Origin of the sequence: Bradyrhizobium sp. HKCCYLRH1034 (genome assembly GCF_051168375.1) — a bacterium.
Taxonomy (GTDB): domain Bacteria; phylum Pseudomonadota; class Alphaproteobacteria; order Rhizobiales; family Xanthobacteraceae; genus Bradyrhizobium.
Genome location: NZ_JBNPUW010000002.1, coordinates 677,526 through 697,001, shown reverse-complemented (window position 1 = coordinate 697,001; position 19,476 = coordinate 677,526). Strand labels below are relative to the sequence as shown.

At 66.0% G+C, this 19,476-nt stretch carries 19 protein-coding genes; 11 read left to right on the top strand and 8 right to left on the bottom strand.

Annotation, left to right across the window (positions count from 1 at the left end):
* Window positions 1-8 precede the first annotated feature (8 nt).
* Window positions 9-1,184, top strand: a complete 1,176-nt coding sequence (locus ACQR0W_RS07040) for a zinc-dependent alcohol dehydrogenase (protein WP_316167422.1) — start codon at window positions 9-11, stop codon at window positions 1,182-1,184.
* A gap of 13 nt (window positions 1,185-1,197) precedes the next feature.
* Window positions 1,198-1,737, top strand: coding sequence for a hypothetical protein (locus ACQR0W_RS07035; RefSeq protein ID WP_315826999.1), 540 nt, complete (start codon window positions 1,198-1,200; stop codon window positions 1,735-1,737).
* 25 nt (window positions 1,738-1,762) lie between these two features.
* Here ACQR0W_RS07035 and ACQR0W_RS07030 read toward each other — a convergent pair whose 3' ends face one another.
* Complete coding sequence (locus tag ACQR0W_RS07030; RefSeq protein WP_316171612.1) at window positions 1,763-2,593, bottom strand: hypothetical protein; 831 nt, start codon at window positions 2,591-2,593, stop codon at window positions 1,763-1,765.
* Between the two features lie 367 nt (window positions 2,594-2,960).
* On the opposite strand from ACQR0W_RS07030, the gene pgm reads away from it, so the two are divergent.
* The 4 genes from pgm to ACQR0W_RS07010 all read left to right on the top strand — a co-directional run bounded on the left by pgm (window position 2,961) and on the right by ACQR0W_RS07010 (window position 8,268).
* Window positions 2,961-4,601: a phosphoglucomutase (alpha-D-glucose-1,6-bisphosphate-dependent) gene (pgm, locus tag ACQR0W_RS07025; protein WP_316171611.1), complete on the top strand. Its 1,641-nt coding sequence runs from the start codon at window positions 2,961-2,963 to the stop codon at window positions 4,599-4,601.
* Window positions 4,602-4,833: 232 nt separating this feature from the next.
* Window positions 4,834-6,069, top strand: a complete 1,236-nt coding sequence (locus ACQR0W_RS07020; protein ID WP_315827133.1) for a lytic murein transglycosylase — start codon at window positions 4,834-4,836, stop codon at window positions 6,067-6,069.
* Between the two features lie 438 nt (window positions 6,070-6,507).
* Window positions 6,508-7,011, top strand: a complete 504-nt coding sequence (locus tag ACQR0W_RS07015; RefSeq protein WP_315717326.1) for a DUF1993 domain-containing protein — start codon at window positions 6,508-6,510, stop codon at window positions 7,009-7,011.
* A 159-nt stretch (window positions 7,012-7,170) separates the two neighbouring features.
* Window positions 7,171-8,268 (top strand): alkene reductase, encoded by a 1,098-nt coding sequence (locus tag ACQR0W_RS07010; RefSeq protein WP_315717327.1) that lies wholly within the window; start codon window positions 7,171-7,173, stop codon window positions 8,266-8,268.
* Window positions 8,269-8,445: 177 nt separating this feature from the next.
* Here the strand turns inward: ACQR0W_RS07010 and ACQR0W_RS07005 are convergent, their stop codons facing one another.
* Entirely contained in the window at window positions 8,446-8,862 is a 417-nt protein-coding gene (locus ACQR0W_RS07005) for a hypothetical protein (protein WP_316171622.1), read from the bottom strand.
* Window positions 8,863-8,872: 10 nt separating this feature from the next.
* Here ACQR0W_RS07005 and ACQR0W_RS07000 point away from each other — a divergent pair, with 10 nt between their 5' ends.
* A complete protein-coding gene (locus tag ACQR0W_RS07000) occupies window positions 8,873-9,079 on the top strand; it encodes a hypothetical protein (RefSeq protein ID WP_434888668.1) in 207 nt (68 codons plus the stop codon).
* Window positions 9,080-9,378: 299 nt separating this feature from the next.
* Here ACQR0W_RS07000 and ACQR0W_RS06995 read toward each other — a convergent pair whose 3' ends face one another.
* On the bottom strand, window positions 9,379-11,772 hold the full coding sequence (locus tag ACQR0W_RS06995) for a TonB-dependent receptor (protein ID WP_316171610.1): 2,394 nt from the start codon (window positions 11,770-11,772) through the stop codon (window positions 9,379-9,381).
* Between the two features lie 312 nt (window positions 11,773-12,084).
* On the opposite strand from ACQR0W_RS06995, the gene ACQR0W_RS06990 reads away from it, so the two are divergent.
* Entirely contained in the window at window positions 12,085-12,720 is a 636-nt protein-coding gene (locus tag ACQR0W_RS06990; RefSeq protein ID WP_316171609.1) for a response regulator transcription factor, read from the top strand.
* 127 nt (window positions 12,721-12,847) lie between these two features.
* Here ACQR0W_RS06990 and ACQR0W_RS06985 read toward each other — a convergent pair whose 3' ends face one another.
* Window positions 12,848-13,204, bottom strand: coding sequence for an EF-hand domain-containing protein (locus ACQR0W_RS06985; RefSeq protein WP_316171621.1), 357 nt, complete (start codon window positions 13,202-13,204; stop codon window positions 12,848-12,850).
* Between the two features lie 957 nt (window positions 13,205-14,161).
* Here ACQR0W_RS06985 and ACQR0W_RS06980 point away from each other — a divergent pair.
* Window positions 14,162-15,004 (top strand): hypothetical protein, encoded by an 843-nt coding sequence (locus tag ACQR0W_RS06980; protein WP_315717330.1) that lies wholly within the window; start codon window positions 14,162-14,164, stop codon window positions 15,002-15,004.
* A 49-nt stretch (window positions 15,005-15,053) separates the two neighbouring features.
* Window positions 15,054-15,395: a hypothetical protein gene (locus ACQR0W_RS06975; protein WP_316167413.1), complete on the top strand. Its 342-nt coding sequence runs from the start codon at window positions 15,054-15,056 to the stop codon at window positions 15,393-15,395.
* 43 nt (window positions 15,396-15,438) lie between these two features.
* On the opposite strand, the gene ACQR0W_RS06970 is transcribed toward ACQR0W_RS06975, so the two are convergent.
* From ACQR0W_RS06970 to exbB, 3 genes are read right to left on the bottom strand one after another with little or no spacing between them, the layout of a single operon-like run.
* Window positions 15,439-16,383, bottom strand: coding sequence for a TonB family protein (locus ACQR0W_RS06970; RefSeq protein ID WP_434840624.1), 945 nt, complete (start codon window positions 16,381-16,383; stop codon window positions 15,439-15,441).
* Window positions 16,380-16,805, bottom strand: coding sequence for a TonB system transport protein ExbD (gene exbD, locus ACQR0W_RS06965; protein WP_434840623.1), 426 nt, complete (start codon window positions 16,803-16,805; stop codon window positions 16,380-16,382). The genes ACQR0W_RS06970 and exbD overlap by 4 nt, the downstream gene beginning before the upstream one ends.
* 3 nt (window positions 16,806-16,808) lie before the next feature.
* Complete coding sequence (gene exbB / locus ACQR0W_RS06960) at window positions 16,809-17,585, bottom strand: tonB-system energizer ExbB (RefSeq protein ID WP_434840622.1); 777 nt, start codon at window positions 17,583-17,585, stop codon at window positions 16,809-16,811.
* Between the two features lie 358 nt (window positions 17,586-17,943).
* Between exbB and ACQR0W_RS06955 the strand changes: the two genes are divergently transcribed.
* Entirely contained in the window at window positions 17,944-18,753 is an 810-nt protein-coding gene (locus ACQR0W_RS06955; RefSeq protein ID WP_434840621.1) for a tetratricopeptide repeat protein, read from the top strand.
* Here ACQR0W_RS06955 and ACQR0W_RS06950 read toward each other — a convergent pair.
* A complete protein-coding gene (locus ACQR0W_RS06950; RefSeq protein ID WP_434840620.1) occupies window positions 18,742-19,452 on the bottom strand; it encodes a hypothetical protein in 711 nt (236 codons plus the stop codon). The genes ACQR0W_RS06955 and ACQR0W_RS06950 overlap by 12 nt on opposite strands.
* Window positions 19,453-19,476: the final 24 nt, after the last annotated feature.

Here is a 19,476-nt window from a genome sequence, read left to right as displayed (position 1 = left end):
AGGACCGTATGAAGGCGCTGGTTTGGCATGGCAAAGAGGACATTCGCTGCGACACCGTCAGCGATCCCGAGATCGAGCATGACAGGGATGCCATCATCAAGGTGACGAGCTGCGCGATCTGCGGCTCCGACCTGCATCTGTTCCACAACTACATCCCGGCGATGATGCCCGGCGATATCATGGGCCACGAGACCATGGGCGAGGTCGTCGAGGTCGGTTCCGGCGTCAACGGCAAGCTCAAGAAGGGCGACCGCATCGTCGTTCCCTTCACCATCATCTGCGGCGAATGCGAGCAGTGCCGGCGCGGCAATTTCTCGGTTTGTGAGACCACCAACCGCAACAAGCATCTTGCCGAGAAGGTGTTCGGACACACCACCGCGGGCCTGTTCGGCTACACGCATCTCACCGGCGGCTATCCGGGAGGCCAGGCCGAATACCTGCGCGTGCCGTTCGCCGACGCCACGCACATCAAGGTTCCCGACGGCATGACGGACGAGCAGGCGCTGTTTCTCAGCGACATCTTCCCGACCGGATGGCAGGCGGCCGCGCAATGCGACATCGAACCGGACGATACGGTCGCTGTGTGGGGCTGCGGCCCGGTGGGACAGATGGCGATCCGCAGCGCCATCCTGCTCGGCGCCTCCCAGGTGATTGCGATCGACCGCATTCCGGAGCGGCTGGCGATGGCCGAGGCCGGCGGCGCCATCCCCATCAATTTCGACAAGGAGAGCGTGGTCGGGCGGCTGAACGAGCTGACCGACAACAAGGGCCCGGAGAAGTGCATCGATTGCGTCGGCTTCGAGAGCCACGTCACCCTTGCGCAGCCCGACAGCGTGATCGATCGCGCCAAGCAGATGTTCATGCTCGAGAACGACCGGCCGCACGTGTTGCGCGAGATCATCTATGTCTGCCGTCCCGGCGGCATCGTCTCGATCCCCGGCGTCTACAGCGGGCTGTCCGACATGGTGCCAATGGGCGCGCTGATGAACAAGGGCCTGACGATCCGCACCGGCCAGACCCACGTCAACCGCTGGACGGACGACCTCGTGCAGCGCATCGAGGATGGCCAGATCGACCCGTCCTTCGTCATCACCCACACCGTGCCGCTCGCGCAGGGACCTGAGATGTACCGCGCCTTCCGCGACAAGCAGGACAGCTGCGTCAAGGTCGTGCTGAAGCCATAAGGGATCGCATCGCATGTTTCATTTCTCGAATCTCGTGAGATCCAAGGGCGACCCCAAGATCATCTCGACCGGCCCCAGCTCGCTGACGCCGGCCGATCGTCTGGCCCGCGGGCTCGGCTGGTTCAGCATCGTGCTCGGCACGCTGGAGCTGCTGGCGCCGCACCGCGTCACGCATGCGCTCGGCATGGAGGGCCGCGAGGGACTGGTGCGGGCCTATGGCGTGCGCGAGCTGTTCGCCGGCGTGCTCACGCTGTCAGTGGAGAAGCGGGCCGGTCTGCTGAGTCGCGTCGCCGGCGACGGGCTGGACATGCTGACGCTGGCCGGTGAGCTCAGGCCGAGCAATCCGCGCGCGGGCAGCGTGCTGGCGGCGCTGGTCATGGTCGGAGGCATCACGGCGCTGGACTACATGTGCGCCCAGGACGTCAAGAGGCAGCACGATCCGCGACGCGGCCGCAAGCGCCTCTATAGCGACCGCAGCGGCTTTCCCAGGGGAATCGCGGCCGTGAAGGGCGCGGCGCTGCCGCGGCCGTCGCGCAGCGCCGCCGCGACCTAGCCGGCCTGTGACAAGCGTCCTGAAGCTACGGCTTCAGGACGACAGAGAACAGGCGAAAGCCCGCGACCTTCGGAAACGCCTCCGCGGCCTCCGGCGAGACCAGGGCCACCACGGCCGCGCTCACCTCGCCATTGTTCAACCGGGTGATCGCGGTGGCCTGCCCTTCCAGCAGCAGCACCTCCGTCGCACCGGCCGCATTCATGGCCGCGGTGATCTTCGCGTTGGACTTGGCGTAGCGCTCGTCGATCGCGATCACCTTGCCGCTGAGATCGCCCAATCCGCGCACGGTGGGACGCGCCAGCAGCACCGCGACGAGATGACTGTCGGCGGGCCCCTCTGGGACACGCAGCGCGGTCATCCGCTCGGCCAGCTCGGCCGCCACCGTCACAGCAGCCACCATGACGTCGCTCTGGACCTTGGCCGGATTCGGCATATCCGTCGTGACGGAGGGGGTCTTGATCACCGGCGCGGGCGCGCCGTCAGCCGGCGCGACCGGATCGGGCCGCGGCGTGCGCACCGGTGCCGCGAGCGGCTTTTCGATCGGTTTGTCAATCGCCTTTTCAATCGGCTTTTCAATCGTCTTGGCGGTGACGATTGGCGACTTGACCCGGCGCTTTGCGGCGCGGGCGTGCTTGTGCTGCAGAGCCGCGCGGCGCGCGACCGCGGCTGCAGGCTTGTGGATCGTGTCGGCAGGCTCCAATGATTGCGGCGACTGGTCGGCGACGGGACCGTCCACGCAGGGCCTTCCGCTCAGATCGACGCAAGGCGAGGCCACCTGCGGCGTCACCTGGTGGCTGCAGCCGGCCAGGGCCAAGGTTGAAACGACGGCCAACGCGCCGAGACAAAGCGCTCTCACTTTTCCGCTCCTGACGACTCTCCCGCGCACGAGACGCGCCTCTGCTCCGGCCTGCTATTTCAACGGCCATCCGTTAAACTCAGGCTTAAGCGCCGGTCCCGGCACGCGGACTCAGTGAGGCGTGGTTAATGTCGCGCGCACAAGGCGGCGACATTGGCCGGCCTCGACCGCGAGAACCCGGCATTCCCTCAGCGGATATCAAATAGGCTTCACGCCGCCGCGGGGGGCGTGCACGAATTCCGTTGATCGGATCACCGCGCGCCGCCATGTTGCGGCAGGTTCGTCGCGACGCCCCGCGTTCCCTGCGCCCGCCGCGGCGGAACGAAGCGCCGCCGCAGATGTTTCTCGAACTTGCGAAGGATGCTCCATGGCCAAGACAGACCCCGCAGCCGGCAGGCCGATCGCCAATGCCGCGCTCGCCAACATTCCGCGGCTGATCACGGCCTATTATGCGCTGAAGCCCGACCCGCACGAGCCGACCCAGCGCGTCGCTTTCGGCACGTCGGGGCATCGCGGCTCGTCGTTGAAGACCGGCTTCAACGAGAACCACATTCTCGCCACCAGCCAGGCGCTCTGCGACTACCGCCGCCAGCAGGGCCTCGACGGCCCCCTCTTCGTCGGCATCGACACCCACGCGCTGGCCGAGCCGGCGCTTGCCAGCGCGCTCGAAGTGTTCGGCGCCAATGGCGTCGAGGTGATGGTCGACAAGGACGGCGGCTACACACCGACGCCGGTGATCTCGCACGCCATCATCTCCTACAACAAGGGCCGCACGGCGCATCTCGCCGACGGCGTCGTCATCACGCCGTCGCACAATCCGCCGGAGGATGGCGGCTACAAATACAATCCGTTGCATGGCGGCCCCGCCGACACCGACGCGACGGCCGAGATCGAGCGGCAGGCCAATGTGTATCTGGCCAACGACCTCGATGGCGTATCGCGCATCAGCTACAGCCAGGCCAAGCAGCGCGGCTCGTTGCACGCTTACGACTACATCACGCCCTACGTCGCCGATCTCGCCAACACCGTCGATCTCGACGCCGTCAAGGCGGCCGGGATCAAGATCGGCATCGATCCGCTCGGTGGCGCGGCGATCGCCTACTGGGCGCCGATCATCGAGCGCTACGGTCTCAACGCTGAAATCGTCAACGACGTCGTCGATCCCACCTTCCGCTTCATGACCGCGGACTGGGACGGCAAGATCCGCATGGACTGCTCCTCGCCCTACGCGATGGCGAGCCTGATCGGCATGCGCGAGCGCTTCGACGTCGCGTTTGCCAACGACACCGACGCCGACCGCCATGGCATCGTCACCCGCTCGGGCGGGCTGATGAATCCCAACCACTATCTAGCGACGGCGATCTCCTACCTGTTCGCTCACCGGCCCGGTTGGCGAAGCGATGCCGCGATCGGCAAGACCATCGTGTCGAGCTCGATGATCGACCGCGTCGCGCGCAAGCTCGGCCGCAAGCTCGTCGAAACCCCCGTCGGCTTCAAATGGTTCGTCGAGGGCCTCGGCTCCGGCAGTTTCGGCTTCGCCGGCGAGGAGAGCGCAGGCGCCTCGTTCCTGAAGCGCGACGGCACGGTGTGGACCACCGACAAGGACGGCCTGATCCTCGGGCTGCTCGCGGCCGAGATCATGGCCAGGCGCGGCCGTGACCCGAGCGAGCTCTACAAGGAGCTGACGGCCGAGCTCGGCGCGCCGGTCTATGAGCGCATCGACGTGCCGGCGAGCCCGCCGGCAAAGGCGGCGCTGAAGGCGCTGACGCCGGAAATGCTGAACCTGAAGGAGCTCGCCGGCGATCCCGTTCGCATGGTGCATACGAAGGCTCCGGGCAACGGCCAGTCGTTCGGCGGCATCAAGGTCGAGACCGACTACGGCTGGTTCGCGGCGCGACCCTCCGGCACCGAGGACGTCAACAAGCTCTATGCCGAGAGTTTTCGCGACGCCGAGCATCTCAAGCGGATCCAGAGCGAGGCCCAGGCGGCGCTGGCGAAGGTGGGATGAAAGGGCGAGTAGCGAATAGGGCGTAGCGAATAGGGTTCTTGCCGTTTCCCATTCGCCATTCGCTGTTCGCCCCTGCCCCCTTCCCTCCCGCCCCCCGCATCGGATATCGATGGCTGGACAACGACCTGACAGCCATCGGTGAGACCGGATGCGAAGCTCTTCGACTGCCTTGCGCGTCACCTTCAGCGCGCTCGCAACCTCGTTCATGCTGGTTGTCAGCGCCGCGGCGCAAATGGCGCCGGAGGCGGCCGCACCACGTCCGAAGCCGGCGCCATCGATGCGCGCCGCGGCCTGCCATAACGGCCAGAGCTTCGACCGGTTTCTCGCCGAGCTGAAGCAACGCGCCATTGCCGAAGGCGTGTCGCAGCGCGCGATCGCGGCCGCCTCGCCGTACCTCACCTACAACCAGGGCATCGTCAATCGCGACCGCGGCCAGCGCGTGTTCGGTCAACTGTTCACCGAGTTCGCCGGCCGGATGGCCGCGCCCTACCGGATGCAGAACGGCCAGCAGCACATCCGGATGCATGCGGCAGCGTTCGCGCGCGCTGAGAAGGAGTATGGCGTGCCCCCGGCGGTCATCGCCGCGTTCTGGGGCCTGGAGAGCGATTTCGGCGCCAACATGGGCAATTTGCCGGTGCTGCCGTCGCTGGTGTCGCTGGCCTATGATTGCCGCCGCAGCGAGCGCTTCCAGAATGAGACCATCGCCGCGCTGAAGGTCATCGACCGCGGCGATCTCGCGCCGGAGGAGATGATCGGTTCCTGGGCCGGCGAGCTCGGTCAGACGCAGTTCCTGCCGACCCACTACGTCACCTATGCCGTCGACTATGACGGCGATGGCCGCCGCGACCTCTTGCGCAGCGCGCCCGACGTGATCGGCTCGACCGCGAACTACATCGCGACCGGACTGAAATGGCGCCGCGGCGAGCCGTGGTTGGAGGAGATCCGCGTGCCCCAGGCGTTTCCGTGGGAGCAGGCCGATCTCACCGTCAAGGCGCCGCGCAGCAAATGGGCCGGCCTCGGCGTGACCTATGCCGACGGCCGGCCGCTGCCGAACGATGCGCTCGAAGCCTCGGTGCTGCTGCCGATGGGCCGCAACGGCCCGGCGTTCCTGGCCTATGCCAATTTCGCCGCCTACACCGAGTGGAACAATTCGCTGATCTATTCGACCACCGCGGCCTATCTCGCCACCCGCATCGCCGGCGCGGCGCCGATGCGCAAAGCCAGCGGCCCGGTCGCGCAACTGCCGTTCAACGAGATCAAGGAGCTGCAGCAACTCCTGGTAAAGGCCGGCTTCGACGTCGGCAAGGTCGATGGCGTGCTGGGGCAGCAGAGCCGCATCGCGGTCAAAACGATGCAGGTGCGGCTCGGGCTGCCGGCCGATTCCTGGCCGACGGCGGAACTGCTCGTACGCATGCGCGGCACGCCGCGGGCGCAGGCGGCGCCGGCTTCAGCGACAGCGACACGGTAGGTGAGCCGACATCATCGCGCGGCGCTCCTCGTCTCTCAATTGCAGATGACTTATTGTCCGACTTCATGCGACCGTGTCGTCCGCTCTTCGCTATTCCAATTTATCACCTCGGAATTGGACGGCCAGATGATCGCTCAGGACAAAAGCGCGAGCAGACGGGCAATTGAAGCCCGATTTGGCTTGTAGCGCCGATCTTCATCCTGCCCCTGTTCGGCCACCCAGGCTCGTCGTTCTCCACGACCTCGATCCGGCATTTCGGCCACGGCTTGGGGAAATCCTCCAGGGGACGCGTCCACAATCGCCGTGACCTCAGCGTGAACGACTGGAATGCACGGCAACCGCAAAAACCAGAAAGATGCAGTTGCATTCTCTTGGACGCCGCCCCATCTGCGAGGGCGCGCGCCTTCGTCGCGACGTCTCCTGCCAAAAGAGAGCATCATGTCCTTTTACGATTCGACCGTGCCGGCCTACCTCCAGATCCTCGGCAGCCTGTCCGGCCTGCTCAGCAAGGCCGAGGCCCATTGCGAAGCCAAAAAGATCGCCCCCGAGGTGCTGCTCGGCGCACGGCTGTACCCGGACATGCTGCCGCTCTCCAAACAGATCCAGCTCGCCTGCGACTTCGCCGCCAAGGGCTGCGCGCGGCTTTCCCATAGCGAGGTCCCGAGCACACCCGACACCGAGACGACGTTCGCCGAGCTTCGCCAGCGGCTTGCCAGAACCATCGATTACCTGAAGACGTTCCAGCCGGCGCAGTTCGAAGGGGCCGATAGCCGCGACGTCACCTTTCCAAGCGGGCCCAACACCACGCTGACCCTGAAGGGGCAGGACTTCGTCAACCGCGTCTCGTTTCCGAACTTCTATTTCCACGCCGCGATCGCCCACGGCATCCTCCGCCACAACGGCGTCGAAATCGGCAAGCGGGACTTCCTGGGCGTCGCCTGATCCCTTTCGTCTATTGCAACAGGCTATCCAACGGATGGCCTGTTGCGGCCGCTCCATCGCGCGGCACGTCTGCGCCGGACGGATACCTCGCGGCATTGCGCTGTTCGCGGCAATGCACAACTCACCATGACCCCCCTCCCCTCTCCTGGAAAGATCCCGATGAGTGCATCCAAACTGTTCGCGCCATATCAGCTCGGTCCGGTCACCCTCGCCAATCGCGTCGTGATGGCGCCGTTGACCCGCAACCGCGCGGTGGACGGCCTCGCGCCGGGTCCGCTGACGGCCGAATATTACAGCCAGCGCGCCTCCGCCGGCCTCCTGATCTCCGAGGCCAGCCAGGTCTCGCAGCAGGGCCAGGGCTACCAGGACACGCCTGGCATCTATTCCAAGGAGCAGATCGCCGGCTGGCGCAAGGTGACCGACGCGGTGCATGCCAAGGGCGGGCGCATCTTCATCCAGCTCTGGCATGTCGGCCGTATCTCCCATGTCTCGCTGCAGCCGAATGGCGGTGCGCCGGTCGCGCCCTCGGCGATCGCGGCCAAGACCAAGACCTTCGTCGGCGGCGCGTTCACCGACGTCTCGACGCCACGTGCGCTCGAGCTCGCGGAAATTCCCGGCATCGTCGCGGCGTTCAAGCAGGCCGCGCTGAATGCGATCGAGGCCGGCTTCGACGGCGTCGAGATCCATGGCGCCAACGGCTATCTGCTCGACCAGTTCGCCAAGGACGGCGCCAACAAGCGCACCGACGCCTATGGCGGGTCGATCGAGAACCGCGCAAAGCTGATGCTCGAGGTTGCCAAGGCCGTGTCGGAGGCGATCGGCGCCGACAGGACCGGCATTCGGTTATCTCCGGTGACGCCGGCCAACGACATCTCGGATTCCAATCCGCAGGCGCTGTTCGACTACATCGTCGACCAGCTCGCGGCGCTGAATCTGGTCTACATCCACGTGATCGAGGGGGCGACCGGCGGCCCGCGCGACGTTGCGCCGTTCGACTACGCGTCGCTGCGCAAGCGCTTCAAGGGCACCTACATCGCCAACAACGGCTATGACCTCGCGCTCGCGAACAAACAGCTCGATGCCAACGCGGCCGACCTGATCGCCTTCGGCCGGCCGTTCATCGCCAACCCGGATCTGGTCGAGCGGCTCAAGGTCAGCGCGCCGCTCAACGAGCTCGACCGCGCCACCCTCTATGGCGGCGGCGAGAAGGGCTACACCGACTATCCGACGCTGAAAGCGGCGCAAGCGGCGGAGTAGTCGCCATCATCACGTAGGGTTGGCAAAGCAGCCGCTCGCAGGGCGGCCGCGTGCCCACCATGCCTCCGCGAGAGCGGAGGGAGCGGTGGGCACGGCGCACGAGAGGCCGCGCCTGTCGCAACATCTCGCTTCGCGCCTTTGCCCACCCTGCGCTTCTGCGATCCGGCACATCCCCACCTACATCATGCTGCCGGGCAGGAAGCACCGCACATCGATGCGCAGGCCCGTATTCAGCTCGCGATAATACACGGGCCATACCATCGTCCGGCCGGCGCGATTGGGCTCGGTCACCACGGCCTCTTCCGGAACGACCCACCATTGGCCTTCAATGCGAACACGGTAGCGGCCATCCTTCGTGTCCCAATCCGTGTCCGAGAGCGCGGTGCCATCCGCATCCGAGCAGCACGGCCCCTTGCCCGAACGCAAACTCTCGAACCAGCCCTTGAGCGGAGAATTGGCGTAACGCCCATCGAGATCGCGCGCCGCCGCATCGCCAAGCAGCAGAGAATGCGTCCCCAGACTGCCAGCGAGAAGCACGACAGAGATTGTCGCTCGTATCCAAGGAGGCACGTGGGGCCGGTGAACGGCATCCATCGATGACGTGATGATCGATACAAGGCTTGAAGATCTACGGCTCATGTGCGCCACCTCGCTGCTCGATACGATGCGCAATAGCTGGTCGGGTTCTGTGGCGGAAGTTCGTAGTTGGCGGAAACCGGTAGCAACTAATCGCGATGCTTCGCAAATTCCACAGGCGCGCAGCGATCTCGTTCACGAGGTCAGCGGGATAATTGCCCAAAATCCATCGTGAGCAGACTCATCGACGATTCATACCGGCTGCGTAGGGTGGGCAAAGCAGCCGCACGCAGGGCGGTCACGTGCCCGCCGTGCATCCGCGCAAGCGGAAGGAATGGTGGGCACGGCGCGCGGTGGAGTTGAGCTCGCGGCATGCAGTATCGCACGCGCGCCTTTGCCCACCCTACGGCAGCGGAGGCACGTCACGCTTTTAGTCAAGCAAGAAAAAGGCCGGGATTTCTCCCGGCCTTCCTGCCACGGTGGGGGCTGCCGTGGCGCGGCGCGGATGCGCCTATGGTCGTCAGGATGCGAAGCTCAGAACTTCGCCCGGATGCCGGCATAGGCCGCGAGCGGCATCCCCGGAACCATGCTGCGCGGATCGTTAAGCGCGAACGCGGTTCCGCCACCGGCGGTGTTGAAGCCGGCGGGGTCGAACACGGTACCTGCCGAGTAATAGCGCTGATTGAACAGGTTCTGGATCAGGCCGAACACCTCGACGTTCTTGGTCACCTGATAAGATGTGTTGACGTTCACGACCCAGTAGGCCGGGACCTTCGGGTAGACGTTGGTCTCGTCGTGCAGCAGGTACTGGCTGCCGACATAGTTGACGCTCGCCCCGACCTTCCAGGCGTCGGTCACGGCATATTCTGCGCCGAGCTTCAGGCGGTGCGCCGGAATGCCGGGAATGTGGTTGCCGGAGACGACGCCGACCGGCACCCGCAGGAACGGATCGTTGACGTCGAAGGCGCTGCGGAAGGTGGCGTCGATGAAGGTGTAGTTGGCGTAGGCGGTCCACCGGTTCCAGGCCAGGTCGACCTTGGCCTCGACACCCTGGCGCAGCGTGGTGCCGGCGTTCTTGAAATAGCCGCGCACCGGGTTGGCCGGGTCGACGACTTGGATGATGTCGTCGGAATTCTCGGTACGAAACAGGCTGAGGCCCCAGCGCAGCCGCCAGCCATCATCGACCGCCACCGATTTGATCGGGGCCTTGCGGTAGGCCGGCAGGTCGGCGGCGTAGGCCGAGCGGCCGCCGGAAATCTCGCCGCGCAGGCCGCCTTCGACGGTGCGGGACACCACCTGCTTGAGCGGCGGATCGGCGATCAGGAAGTTGTCGATCAGGCAGGGATTGGCCGGATCGGAGCAGCCGAGCTCGAGCGGCGTCGGCGCGCGGTTGGCTTCTGAATAGCCCGCGTAGGCGGTCATGTCAGGCGTGATCTTGTAGGTCAGGCCGACCACCGGGTTGAAGCGCTGGAAATTGTTGTTGCTGTTCAGCAGCGGCGCGAAGCCGGTCTGGTCGCGCAGGTTGATCTGCGCCCAGTTGAAACGGCCGCCGGCCGTCAGCGCCAGCTGCGAGGTGATGTCGAAGGTGTTGGTCGCATAGATGCCGAGATAGGTGTTCTTGGCATTCAGATTGACGGGAGCAAGGCCCGCGTTGGGCTGGTCGATGTAGACGCCGAGGCCGGTGACGAACAGGTTGTTGTCGATGGTGCCGAGCTCGGATGTGGCCTGGAAGTTGGTATTGCCGTGATCGACGCTGGCGCCGACGACGAAATGGTTGTCATGGCCGAAGAGCTGCGTCGTTGAGGTCGCCTGCAGCGAGCCGCCATAGCTGTCGGTCTTGACGGTATTGCGGTCGATCTGACCGAGCGCCGCATCGCCCGCCAGCGTATTGGCGGTCGGACCGTTGCGGTTCATCTGGAACTCGGTGCCGGCGGCATCGCTGAGACAGAATTCTCCGGGGAACGCGCCCGCGGGGTCGCAGGCCGCAACCTCGGTGCTATTGCCATCGACGCGCGCGGATTTGTAGTTGCGGTAATAGCCGTTGGCCTGGATCGACAGCGTGTCGGTCGGCGTCCACTTTGCGCTGGCCTGCACCATCTGCATCTGCAGATGCAGCGACTGCGGCCAGGTATAGACGCTGGACCAGCGCTGGTTCAGCATCTCGATCGGTGTCGCGGCGACCGAGCCGAGCTTGTTGTCGGCACCGGTGAAGGAGAGATGGAATTCGGTATTGTCGCCGCGCGCGCCGAAATCGGCATACATGCGCCGGATCTGCGAGGCCGACGAGTAGTCGCGCCAGCCGCGGTCATAGGCGCCTTCCGCCGCGATATAGGCCGAGTAGGTGCCGTTGTTCCAGCCGTATTGAGCGCCCGACTGGATCCGGCCGAACGAGCCGCCGAACAACTGCGCTTCCCCGCCCTGGTAGTTGAAGCCGTTCTTCATCTCGATCGACAGCGCACCGCCGGTGGCGTTGAGGCCGAACAGCGGATTGTTCGGCATCAGGGTCATGCGTGCGATCGCCATTTCCGGGATCAGGTCCCAGTTCACGACGTCGCCGAAGGCCTCATTGATGCGGGTGCCGTTCTGGTAGACGGCGATGCCCTGCGGCGTCCCGAGCACCGGCGAGGCAGTCTGACCGCGATAATTCAAGTCGCGCTGGAACGCGTTCCCGGTCTGGTCGCTGAGGGAGACCCCGGGCACCGATTGCAGGATGCTGTCGAGCAGCGTCGGCGCGCGGCTGTGGTCGAGCTCCCGCGCCCCGATGGTTTCGACATTGGAAGGAATCTTGTCCTTCGCGATCTCGCTGCCCTGAACGGGCGAGACGCCGACCACCTCGATGGTCTGCAGGGTTTGCTGCGCGAACGCAGCCGCAGGCAGCAACGCACAGGTCGCGAGAAGCGCGCTCTTCAGCGCCGACAGTCTGGCCAAGACGTCCCCCAGTTTCTTGTCGACCGGTTCCGGCAACAGCCCACGCCCCTGAGCCTTCACCCGCGCCAGAACTGGCCGATTTACCCGTCTACGAACGTTAACATTCGTAAACAGCCCTCCAGTTCGTCGCAACGGGCAATATTCTTCGGCCCCTAGGGACAATCTTCCCGGATCCGGAAAGTGGCGATCGATTCGCCGAGCTATCTCCCAGCCTCGGCCGTACTGTTGCACCCGATCCTGGTTTGCAAGGGAACTCACATGGTAGAGAAAGCATCGGCGCCGTCGGCGCCCTAAGGGCAAGACCTTCATCGGATGTATCGCGTTCTGCTCGTCGATGACCACCCGGTCGTGATCACGGCCTGCCGCTGGCTGCTGAACGAAGCCGGGATCCGCGCGCTGTCCGAGGCACACGATGCCGACAGCGGGTACCAGGCCTATGTCCGTGACCGGCCGGATGTCGCGATCGTCGATCTGCGCCTGCCCGGGCAGGAGCTCGGCGGCATCAGTCTGATCGAACGCATGCGGTCGCATGATCCCCGTGCCCGGATCCTGGTCTTCAGCATGCATGCCGATCCGCGCATCGTCCGCTCGGCGATCGACGCCGGCGCCAGCGGCTATCTGCTGAAGGACGCGCCGCCGCACGAGCTGCCCAAGGCGTTGGAGCAGGTTCGAGCCGGCGGCACCTATCTCGATCCGCAGCTCGCCACCCGCATCGCCCTGCTCCGCGCCGACCCGGACGGCATGGCGGCCCCTGCGCTGACCCCGCGCGAGCGCCAGGCCCTTGCGCTGCTGGCCGAGGCGAAATCCTATCAGGCGATCGCCGACCATCTCGGCATCAGCTACAAGACCGTCATCAACCTGACCTACCGGCTGCGTCAGAAGCTCGGGGCCCGCAGCCTGCCCGACCTGGTTCGTCTCGCAGTGGAAATGTCCCGCCCAAGCATCTGAGGGCCAATCGCCTTCCTGCCGGCGCGCCACGAGCATCTGCCTGAAACACGAAGGGCCTGCGACGGTCTCCCGTCACAGGCCCTCGGGCTCATGTCTATGTCGCGTCGGTCCAGTGCGGACCGATGTCTCACTTCAGCAGCTTGGCCACCGACTTCAGCTCTTTCGAATCGAGCGTGCCGTCACCGTCCGGATCGGCCGCCTTGAAGCGGCCTTCCACCAGCGCGAGATACTCGTCCTTGGTCAGCGTGCCGTCATTGTCGGGATCAGCGGCCTTGAGATCCTTGGCCGAAACGCGGCCGCGCAGCTCCTTGGCGTCGAGCGTGCCGTCGTGGTCGCGATCGAGACGATCGAACAGCGCGCCGGCGGCGGTGCGGACCTCGTTCATGTCGGCGGTGCCGTCCTTGTCGGGGTCGATCGAGATCAGCAGCTTGGAACGGGCCGGTGCACTGACAGCGATCGTCGACGTGCCGACGATCGCGGCGATGCCGACGGCAGCGGCGGTCATCATCAGTTTCCAATTCATCGAATTGATCCTTTGTCTCCGCCGTCCGAGGGGCGGCGATGAAGGGCACGAAAACAACGTATGCGAGCGTCGGCGGTTTCACCGGCAACGCGCCACACATCGCTTTGACCTATGGGAGGCCTTGTCATTTCGCAAGTGCAAGAACGCGACGCCCGGGAAATTCCCGCAAGAGCGTCGGGACTAGAACCTCGGTCCGTGCAGAAAATATCTCCCCGGACGGTCACGACGCGGACCGCTATCGTGGTCGAAGACACCTCCTCCTGCCTCGGCGCGGGCATTGGCGACGTGGCGTCCGCGCTTGGCGACATGCCTTGCGGTTCTGGCACCGCTCCCCGATGACGCCTGTCGGACTTGCCCAACCTGATCTCTCTTGCCGGCCTGGGTTTGATTCCACCAGGCTTCCAGCTGATCCCGCAGCGGCTCCTCCGCGAAGGCGCGTCCATCCGGCAGCAGCGTGGACAGAAGCAGTGTGAGCGCCAGTCCAAGCCGCATCGGCCGAGCGGACAAGCGGCGACGATGACCGGGTGTGTGAAGCACGGGCGTGTCCATTCTCTGGCTGATCCGGCGATCAGCAATGCATGCTGCAACACATGTTTTCCTCGCTCTATGACCTCAATGTGTTAGCAGCACGCCACATTCATCACCGCGTTGAGATTCACTCGCGAAATGGCCGCCATATTGTCCCGGTCAAAATGTCCCGTTCGACTTGCCAAAACATCCCTATTCCTCATCGAAACAGCAAGGGCCGGAGCAATTGCGGCATTCGACGACTGATCGTTTCCCGATCGCGTCATCTTTCAGCCGACAGGCCCGCATGTTTTCGCCCAGCCGACTCGTTAGCTCATTAGTTGAAGGGAGCGCGGGGACATGCAGCCGAACGGCATCGCCAGGAGTACAAAAAGACGATCGCGATTGTACATGGCTGCCGGTGCTCTCGTGCTCGCGCCGTTCGGTGCAGCGGCCGAGGAGATCCAGGGCAATGACCCCGCCTCGCCCGGACATTTTCAGGTCGAACAGCGCTTCGGCTATCTGACAACCTTCAATCCGCAACAGAACGGCGGACGCCGCGTGCCGCAGCGTGCGGTCACCGGCGAGACCGAGATCGGCTACTCGCCAACCGAATGGTACGAGATCGCGTTGACCTCGCCCTACGCCTTTGCCCGCACCAATGTGCCGATGGCGCTGGGCAACGTGATGGACAATGGCGTGCCCGGCTATTCATTCCAGTCCGGCGGCGTCACCATTCGCCAGACCTTCATCCAGGGCGACCGGCTCGAGCGCACCGTCTTCCTCGGCCTGGTGTCACGCACCATCCTGGCGCCGCAGGGCGGCCTGACACCGGACCTGTGGGTCGCCAACAAGGCCGGCGCCGGCCAGCCCGGCGCGCCGCGTTTCGTGCAGGAGGCCACGCCGCGGGTGGCGCAGATGTTCACGCCGATCATCGGCGTCAACCTGCCCAACGACTATCAGCTCATCTTCAACGCCAACATGACCTTCGGCATCGACGGCGCCGGCTCGGCCTTCGAGCCCTCGGTGCGCTTCGTCAAGCGCCTCAGCGATCGCTGGACCGTCGGTATCGAGCATTTCTCCAATCTCGGACCGTTCGGCTACATCCTGCCCTGGAATCAGCAGATGCAGACGCTCTACGCCGTCGCCGACACCCGCTTCAAGGGCTTCGAATTCAGCTTCGGCGTCGGCTACGGCCTGACCAACGCCTCGCGCGGCCTTGCCGTCAAGACCAGCATCGGCAAGGATTTCTGACCCCGCGCGCCCTCATCCCATGACCAATCATAAGAAAAGGACACTCGTCATGCGTCGCCTCGTCACCGCCTGCGCGCTTCTCATGCTGGCCGGCTCCGCCGCGTTCGCCGAGGACGGCCCGCGCTTCCTCAACCGCACCGGCCAGACGATCGTGAAGATGTACCTGGCGGCCGCCGGCACCAAAACCTGGGGCGCCGACCAGTGCAAGAACGACGACGAGGGCGAGGTCGACCACAATGAGCGCATGACGCTGGTCGGCGTGAAGTCCGGCCGCTACGACATCAAGCTGTCCGAAAAGGGCGGCCGCACCTGCGTCGCCAAGAACATCGAACTCAAGGAAGGCGCGCAGTTCGTCGTGCGCGATACGGATCTGACCGAGTGCAGCAAATAAGTGGCACGCGGCGGCCCCGATATCGCCCTGGATGGCGCCGCGCTCAGCGCGGCCTCAGATGGAGGGGGACCGTGCGCGAGACCTGCGCCTGAGCCATCGCCGGCGGAAAGCGCGGGAACGGCGCGGCGCGTTCGATGATGCCCATCGCCGCGCGGTCCAGCGCCGGCGAGCCCGAGCTTCCAGCGAGCCGCCGCGACAGCAGCCGGCCGTTACGATCGATCACGACGTTCAGCATGACGGTGCCGCTCGCGCCATTGCCGTCGGAGGGATAGGCCGCGGCGCGGCGGATCTGCGCCACCACCTCGGCGTTCCAACTGGCCTGGCCCTCGCGCGCCCCGACGCTGTCCTCGCCGGGATTGGGCGCCGACGCGACACGTGAAGGCCGGGCCGCCGGCGCCGCAGCCGGCTTCGGCGGTGCGGGCTTCCTCTCGGCCCTCTCCTTCGTTTCCTTCTTCTCCACCGGCTTGCGCTCGACACGCTCGGGCACGGGAACGGGCTTCGGCTCCGGCGGTTTCGCCTCGATCGGTTTCGGTGGTGGCGGCGGCGGCAAAACGACATCGTCTGCACGCGGCGGCTCGGGCGCGAGGGCGACCTGTGGCGCGGGCTCCGGCGAGCGAACGACATCCGGCACCGGCTCCGGCTGCGCCATGACCTGCGGCTCCGGCTCGGAGGGAGCCGGGACAGGCTCGGCGACGGCCTCGCGCGCGACCGGGTCGTCCTTCACCGGCTCATCCTTTGGCGGCTCCACCGGCGGCGGCTCGGACGCCGGCGCATCCTGCGCCGTCGGCGCCGGCTGGCTCACCACCGCCGGGGTGAACACGACGTCGAAGGCCGGCGCCTGGGCACGCCCCTGCGGCGCGGGACGCAGCAGCAGATAGCCGACGGCGAGCCCGACATGCAGCCCGCCCACCACCAGCGCGGCGATGGTCCACAGCGTCCGCTCCCGGCGCTGCTCGTGTTCGAACGGATCGAGCGTCAGAACGCTCACTGCGCGCCCCGGTCTTCCAGGGCAACGAGCGCGACCTTGGTGTAGCCGGCGCGGCGCAACGTGTTCATCAGCGCCATCACCTCGCCATAGGGCAGCGTCTGATCGGCGCGCAGCAGCACGCGCTGCTCGTGATCGGACTTGGTGGCGGCATCGAGCGAAGCGGCGATGTCGGACTGGGCGACGCTCTGGTCGCCGACGGCGAGCGAGCGGTCGGCCTTGAAGGTCACGAAGACCGGCGTCTCCGCGCGCGGCTGTGGCTCCGCCGATATCGCCGGCAGGTTGACCGGGATGTCGACGGTGGCGAGCGGCGCCGCCACCATGAAGATGATCAGCAGCACCAGCATGACATCGATGAACGGCGTCACGTTGATGTCGTGCGTCTCCTCGAACTCGTCGGTGCGCCGGGCAAGCTTGACGGCCATGGCTCACTCCGCCGGATTGGCGATCGACAGCAGCGGCGCGTCGACCGCGCGGATGGCGCTGCGCCGCACCTCTGTGGGCCCCGCGTGCTGACGATCGAGATCACGGCTGAGCAGCCGCATCACCGCGACCGACGCATCGGCGAAGACGGCGCGATAGCCGCCGGTGGCGCGCGCGAACAGGTTGTAGATCACGACCGCGGGAATCGCGGCTGCGAGGCCGAACGCGGTGGCGAGCAGCGCCTCGGCAATGCCCGGCGCGACCACCGCGAGGTTGGTGGTGTGGGCATGCGAGATGCCGATGAAGCTGTTCATGATGCCCCAGACCGTGCCGAACAGGCCGACGAACGGCCCGACGGCGCCGACGGTGGCGAGAATGCCGATGCCGCGGCCGATCCGCGCCACCGCCGCGGCCTCGATCCGCTCGAACTGCCAGGAGACGCGCTCCTTGATGCCATCGGCGGGGAGGCCACGCGACTTGTCAATTTCGTCATCGGCGACGGCCAGCAGCCGTCCGACCACACCGTCGTCGGCGGAAATGCGTCCCGTCGCATCCGACAGCGCGCGCGCGGCCAGCGCGATGCCGAGCGCGCTGCGCGAGGTGCGCAGTGCCGCGCGGAGCTGGATCGTCTTCACCACCAGAACGGTCCAGGTTGCGACTGAAGCCAGCGCCAGCCCGATCATCACCGACTTCACGACGATGTCGGCCTGCATGAACATGGTCCAGGGCGACAACGCCTCCGGCAGCGTGCTCGCGATATTGGCGATGTGCGCCTGATCCATGGCCGTACTCCCTCGGTGGCCCGAACGTTTGGTGATCGCGATGCCGGCGCCGTCTCGTATCGCGGACCTCACGTTCGGGACGAACGCGCGTGGCCAGCTTCGAGGGTATCGGATCGTGTCGAGGCCTTGTTGTTTCGCGTCCTTGGGGCAAAGTCGCGGCGAAGACGGCGACGATCCCGGTCAAGAATAGAGTGCCGCCTGTCGTCATCGGCTTCAAGGTACTTGGCACATGGAATATGTCCCGTACGCACCGGGAAAACATCCCGAGGCGAACGGGAGCAGCCTCATCTCAGGCGCAGCAGGCTGCATTCGGCACACGCCAATTCCCTCGCGTCGGGGAACGCGATAACGTCGTCACATGACATCCAAAGCCGAGGACATCGTGCGGCGTGCCGCGGCCAGCTTCAATGCCGGCCGCATCGATGAGGCGCGTCGGCTGTGCGAGCGGGAGCTTGCGCACACGCCCGGCGAGCCGATGCTCAGCCACCTGCTGGCTGCTGTGCTGCTTTCGCGCCAAGAGATCGCCGCGGCCCGCCTCCACATCGCGGCGAGCCTGGCGAGGCGCCCCGACAACGCCGCCGCGCAACTGCTCGCCGCGCGCATTTCCCGCGCCGACGGGGACTACGCTGCGGCCCTCGATCATGTCGATCGTGCGCTGGCGTTGGCGCCGCAGCGCGAAGCCTTCGTGGAGAAGGCGCGCATCCTCGACCAGTCCGGCCACCGCGCCCAGGCCCGCAGTGCCTGGCAGGCGATCCTCAAAGTCGTGCCAGATCACGGCGAAGCGGCCGCGCGGCTGGGCCGGCTCGCGTTCGAGGACGGCGATCTCGCTGGCGCCGCGGCCTATCTGGAGCAGGCGACGTCGGGCGACGCCCCCGCTTCCACCTGGTTCGATCTCGGCCTGGTCCGCCAGGATCAGCGCGATCACAGCGGCGCGGCGGCGGCCTACAGGAAGGCACTGACGCTCAAGCCCGATCACGCCGAGGCCGCGCTCAATCTGGGCATCGCGTTGCAGGAAAGCGGCGAACCGGACGCGGCGATGCAGTTCTATGCAGCGGCCTACCGGCTGCGGCCGCAGATGTTCGGCGCGATCGCGATGGCGCTGACCTCCGCCGCGCATGGAAGACTGTGGCTCGACGAAACCGCGTTGCGGCTCGCCCTAACGCGTTAGCCGGCCGCGCCGGGCGCGAAACCGCTTGCGATAGACGTTCGGCGCAGCCAGCACCTCCGCAACCGTCTTCGAATACGCAGCTCCGCGATCCGCGAACGGCTCGAACACGAGATCCAGCGTCTCGCGCGGCACCGGAAAACACTGCGCAACCGGAGTGCCCTTCGGCACCACCCCGCAAAAGTCGGGCGCGATCCAGAGGGCTGGAAAGTTGATGCCGCCATCGTGGAAGCGATCGGCATCGATGAGACCGGTCAAGGTCCGGAACGGCAGATCGTCGCGATTGACCGGATGAGTCGCGAACAACGACCAGCCCTCGGGACATTCGATGGTCCAGAAGCTGTTGAACTTGATCGCCGCCTGCCGGTCGTGCGCGAACGGGGCGCCTTCGAATTGCGCGGCGACATGAAAGCTGAGTGGTGCGCGGGGATGCCCTGCGGTCGCGGGATCCGGAACGTCCCAATCCCATGAGAACGTTCCACGGGTGACCGTGACGTCGCAAGGCAGCAGGATCATCACGCCATGGGCCATCGCATCGACGAATGGCGGACACTGCTTGACGGTCCGAATGTCGCGGCCATGCAGATCGGAATGGGCCGACGCCGGCATCCGGCGCAGCCAGTCGGGCAATGTCGTGCGCGCGGGCACCGGCCGCGGCAGATGCGGCTCCAACGCAGGATCGCAGCGGAATGTCATGCGCATGGAGTCTCCTCCGTGACGGCAAGC

Excerpts from the sequence above, each read along its gene's own strand:
- ACQR0W_RS07040 (WP_316167422.1), top strand. The coding sequence starts at position 9 with ATGAAGGCGCTGGTTTGGCATGGCAAAGAGGACATTCGCTGCGACACC.
- ACQR0W_RS07035 (WP_315826999.1), top strand. The coding sequence starts at position 1,198 with ATGTTTCATTTCTCGAATCTCGTGAGATCCAAGGGCGACCCCAAGATC.
- pgm (WP_316171611.1), top strand. The coding sequence starts at position 2,961 with ATGGCCAAGACAGACCCCGCAGCCGGCAGGCCGATCGCCAATGCCGCG.
- ACQR0W_RS07020 (WP_315827133.1), top strand. The coding sequence starts at position 4,834 with ATGGCGCCGGAGGCGGCCGCACCACGTCCGAAGCCGGCGCCATCGATG.
- ACQR0W_RS07015 (WP_315717326.1), top strand. The coding sequence starts at position 6,508 with ATGTCCTTTTACGATTCGACCGTGCCGGCCTACCTCCAGATCCTCGGC.
- ACQR0W_RS07010 (WP_315717327.1), top strand. The coding sequence starts at position 7,171 with ATGAGTGCATCCAAACTGTTCGCGCCATATCAGCTCGGTCCGGTCACC.
- ACQR0W_RS07005 (WP_316171622.1), bottom strand. The coding sequence starts at position 8,862 with ATGGATGCCGTTCACCGGCCCCACGTGCCTCCTTGGATACGAGCGACA.
- ACQR0W_RS07000 (WP_434888668.1), top strand. The coding sequence starts at position 8,873 with ATGATCGATACAAGGCTTGAAGATCTACGGCTCATGTGCGCCACCTCG.
- ACQR0W_RS06990 (WP_316171609.1), top strand. The coding sequence starts at position 12,085 with ATGTATCGCGTTCTGCTCGTCGATGACCACCCGGTCGTGATCACGGCC.
- ACQR0W_RS06980 (WP_315717330.1), top strand. The coding sequence starts at position 14,162 with ATGGCTGCCGGTGCTCTCGTGCTCGCGCCGTTCGGTGCAGCGGCCGAG.
- ACQR0W_RS06975 (WP_316167413.1), top strand. The coding sequence starts at position 15,054 with ATGCGTCGCCTCGTCACCGCCTGCGCGCTTCTCATGCTGGCCGGCTCC.
- exbD (WP_434840623.1), bottom strand. The coding sequence starts at position 16,805 with ATGGCCGTCAAGCTTGCCCGGCGCACCGACGAGTTCGAGGAGACGCAC.
- exbB (WP_434840622.1), bottom strand. The coding sequence starts at position 17,585 with ATGGATCAGGCGCACATCGCCAATATCGCGAGCACGCTGCCGGAGGCG.
- ACQR0W_RS06955 (WP_434840621.1), top strand. The coding sequence starts at position 17,944 with ATGACATCCAAAGCCGAGGACATCGTGCGGCGTGCCGCGGCCAGCTTC.
- ACQR0W_RS06950 (WP_434840620.1), bottom strand. The coding sequence starts at position 19,452 with ATGCGCATGACATTCCGCTGCGATCCTGCGTTGGAGCCGCATCTGCCG.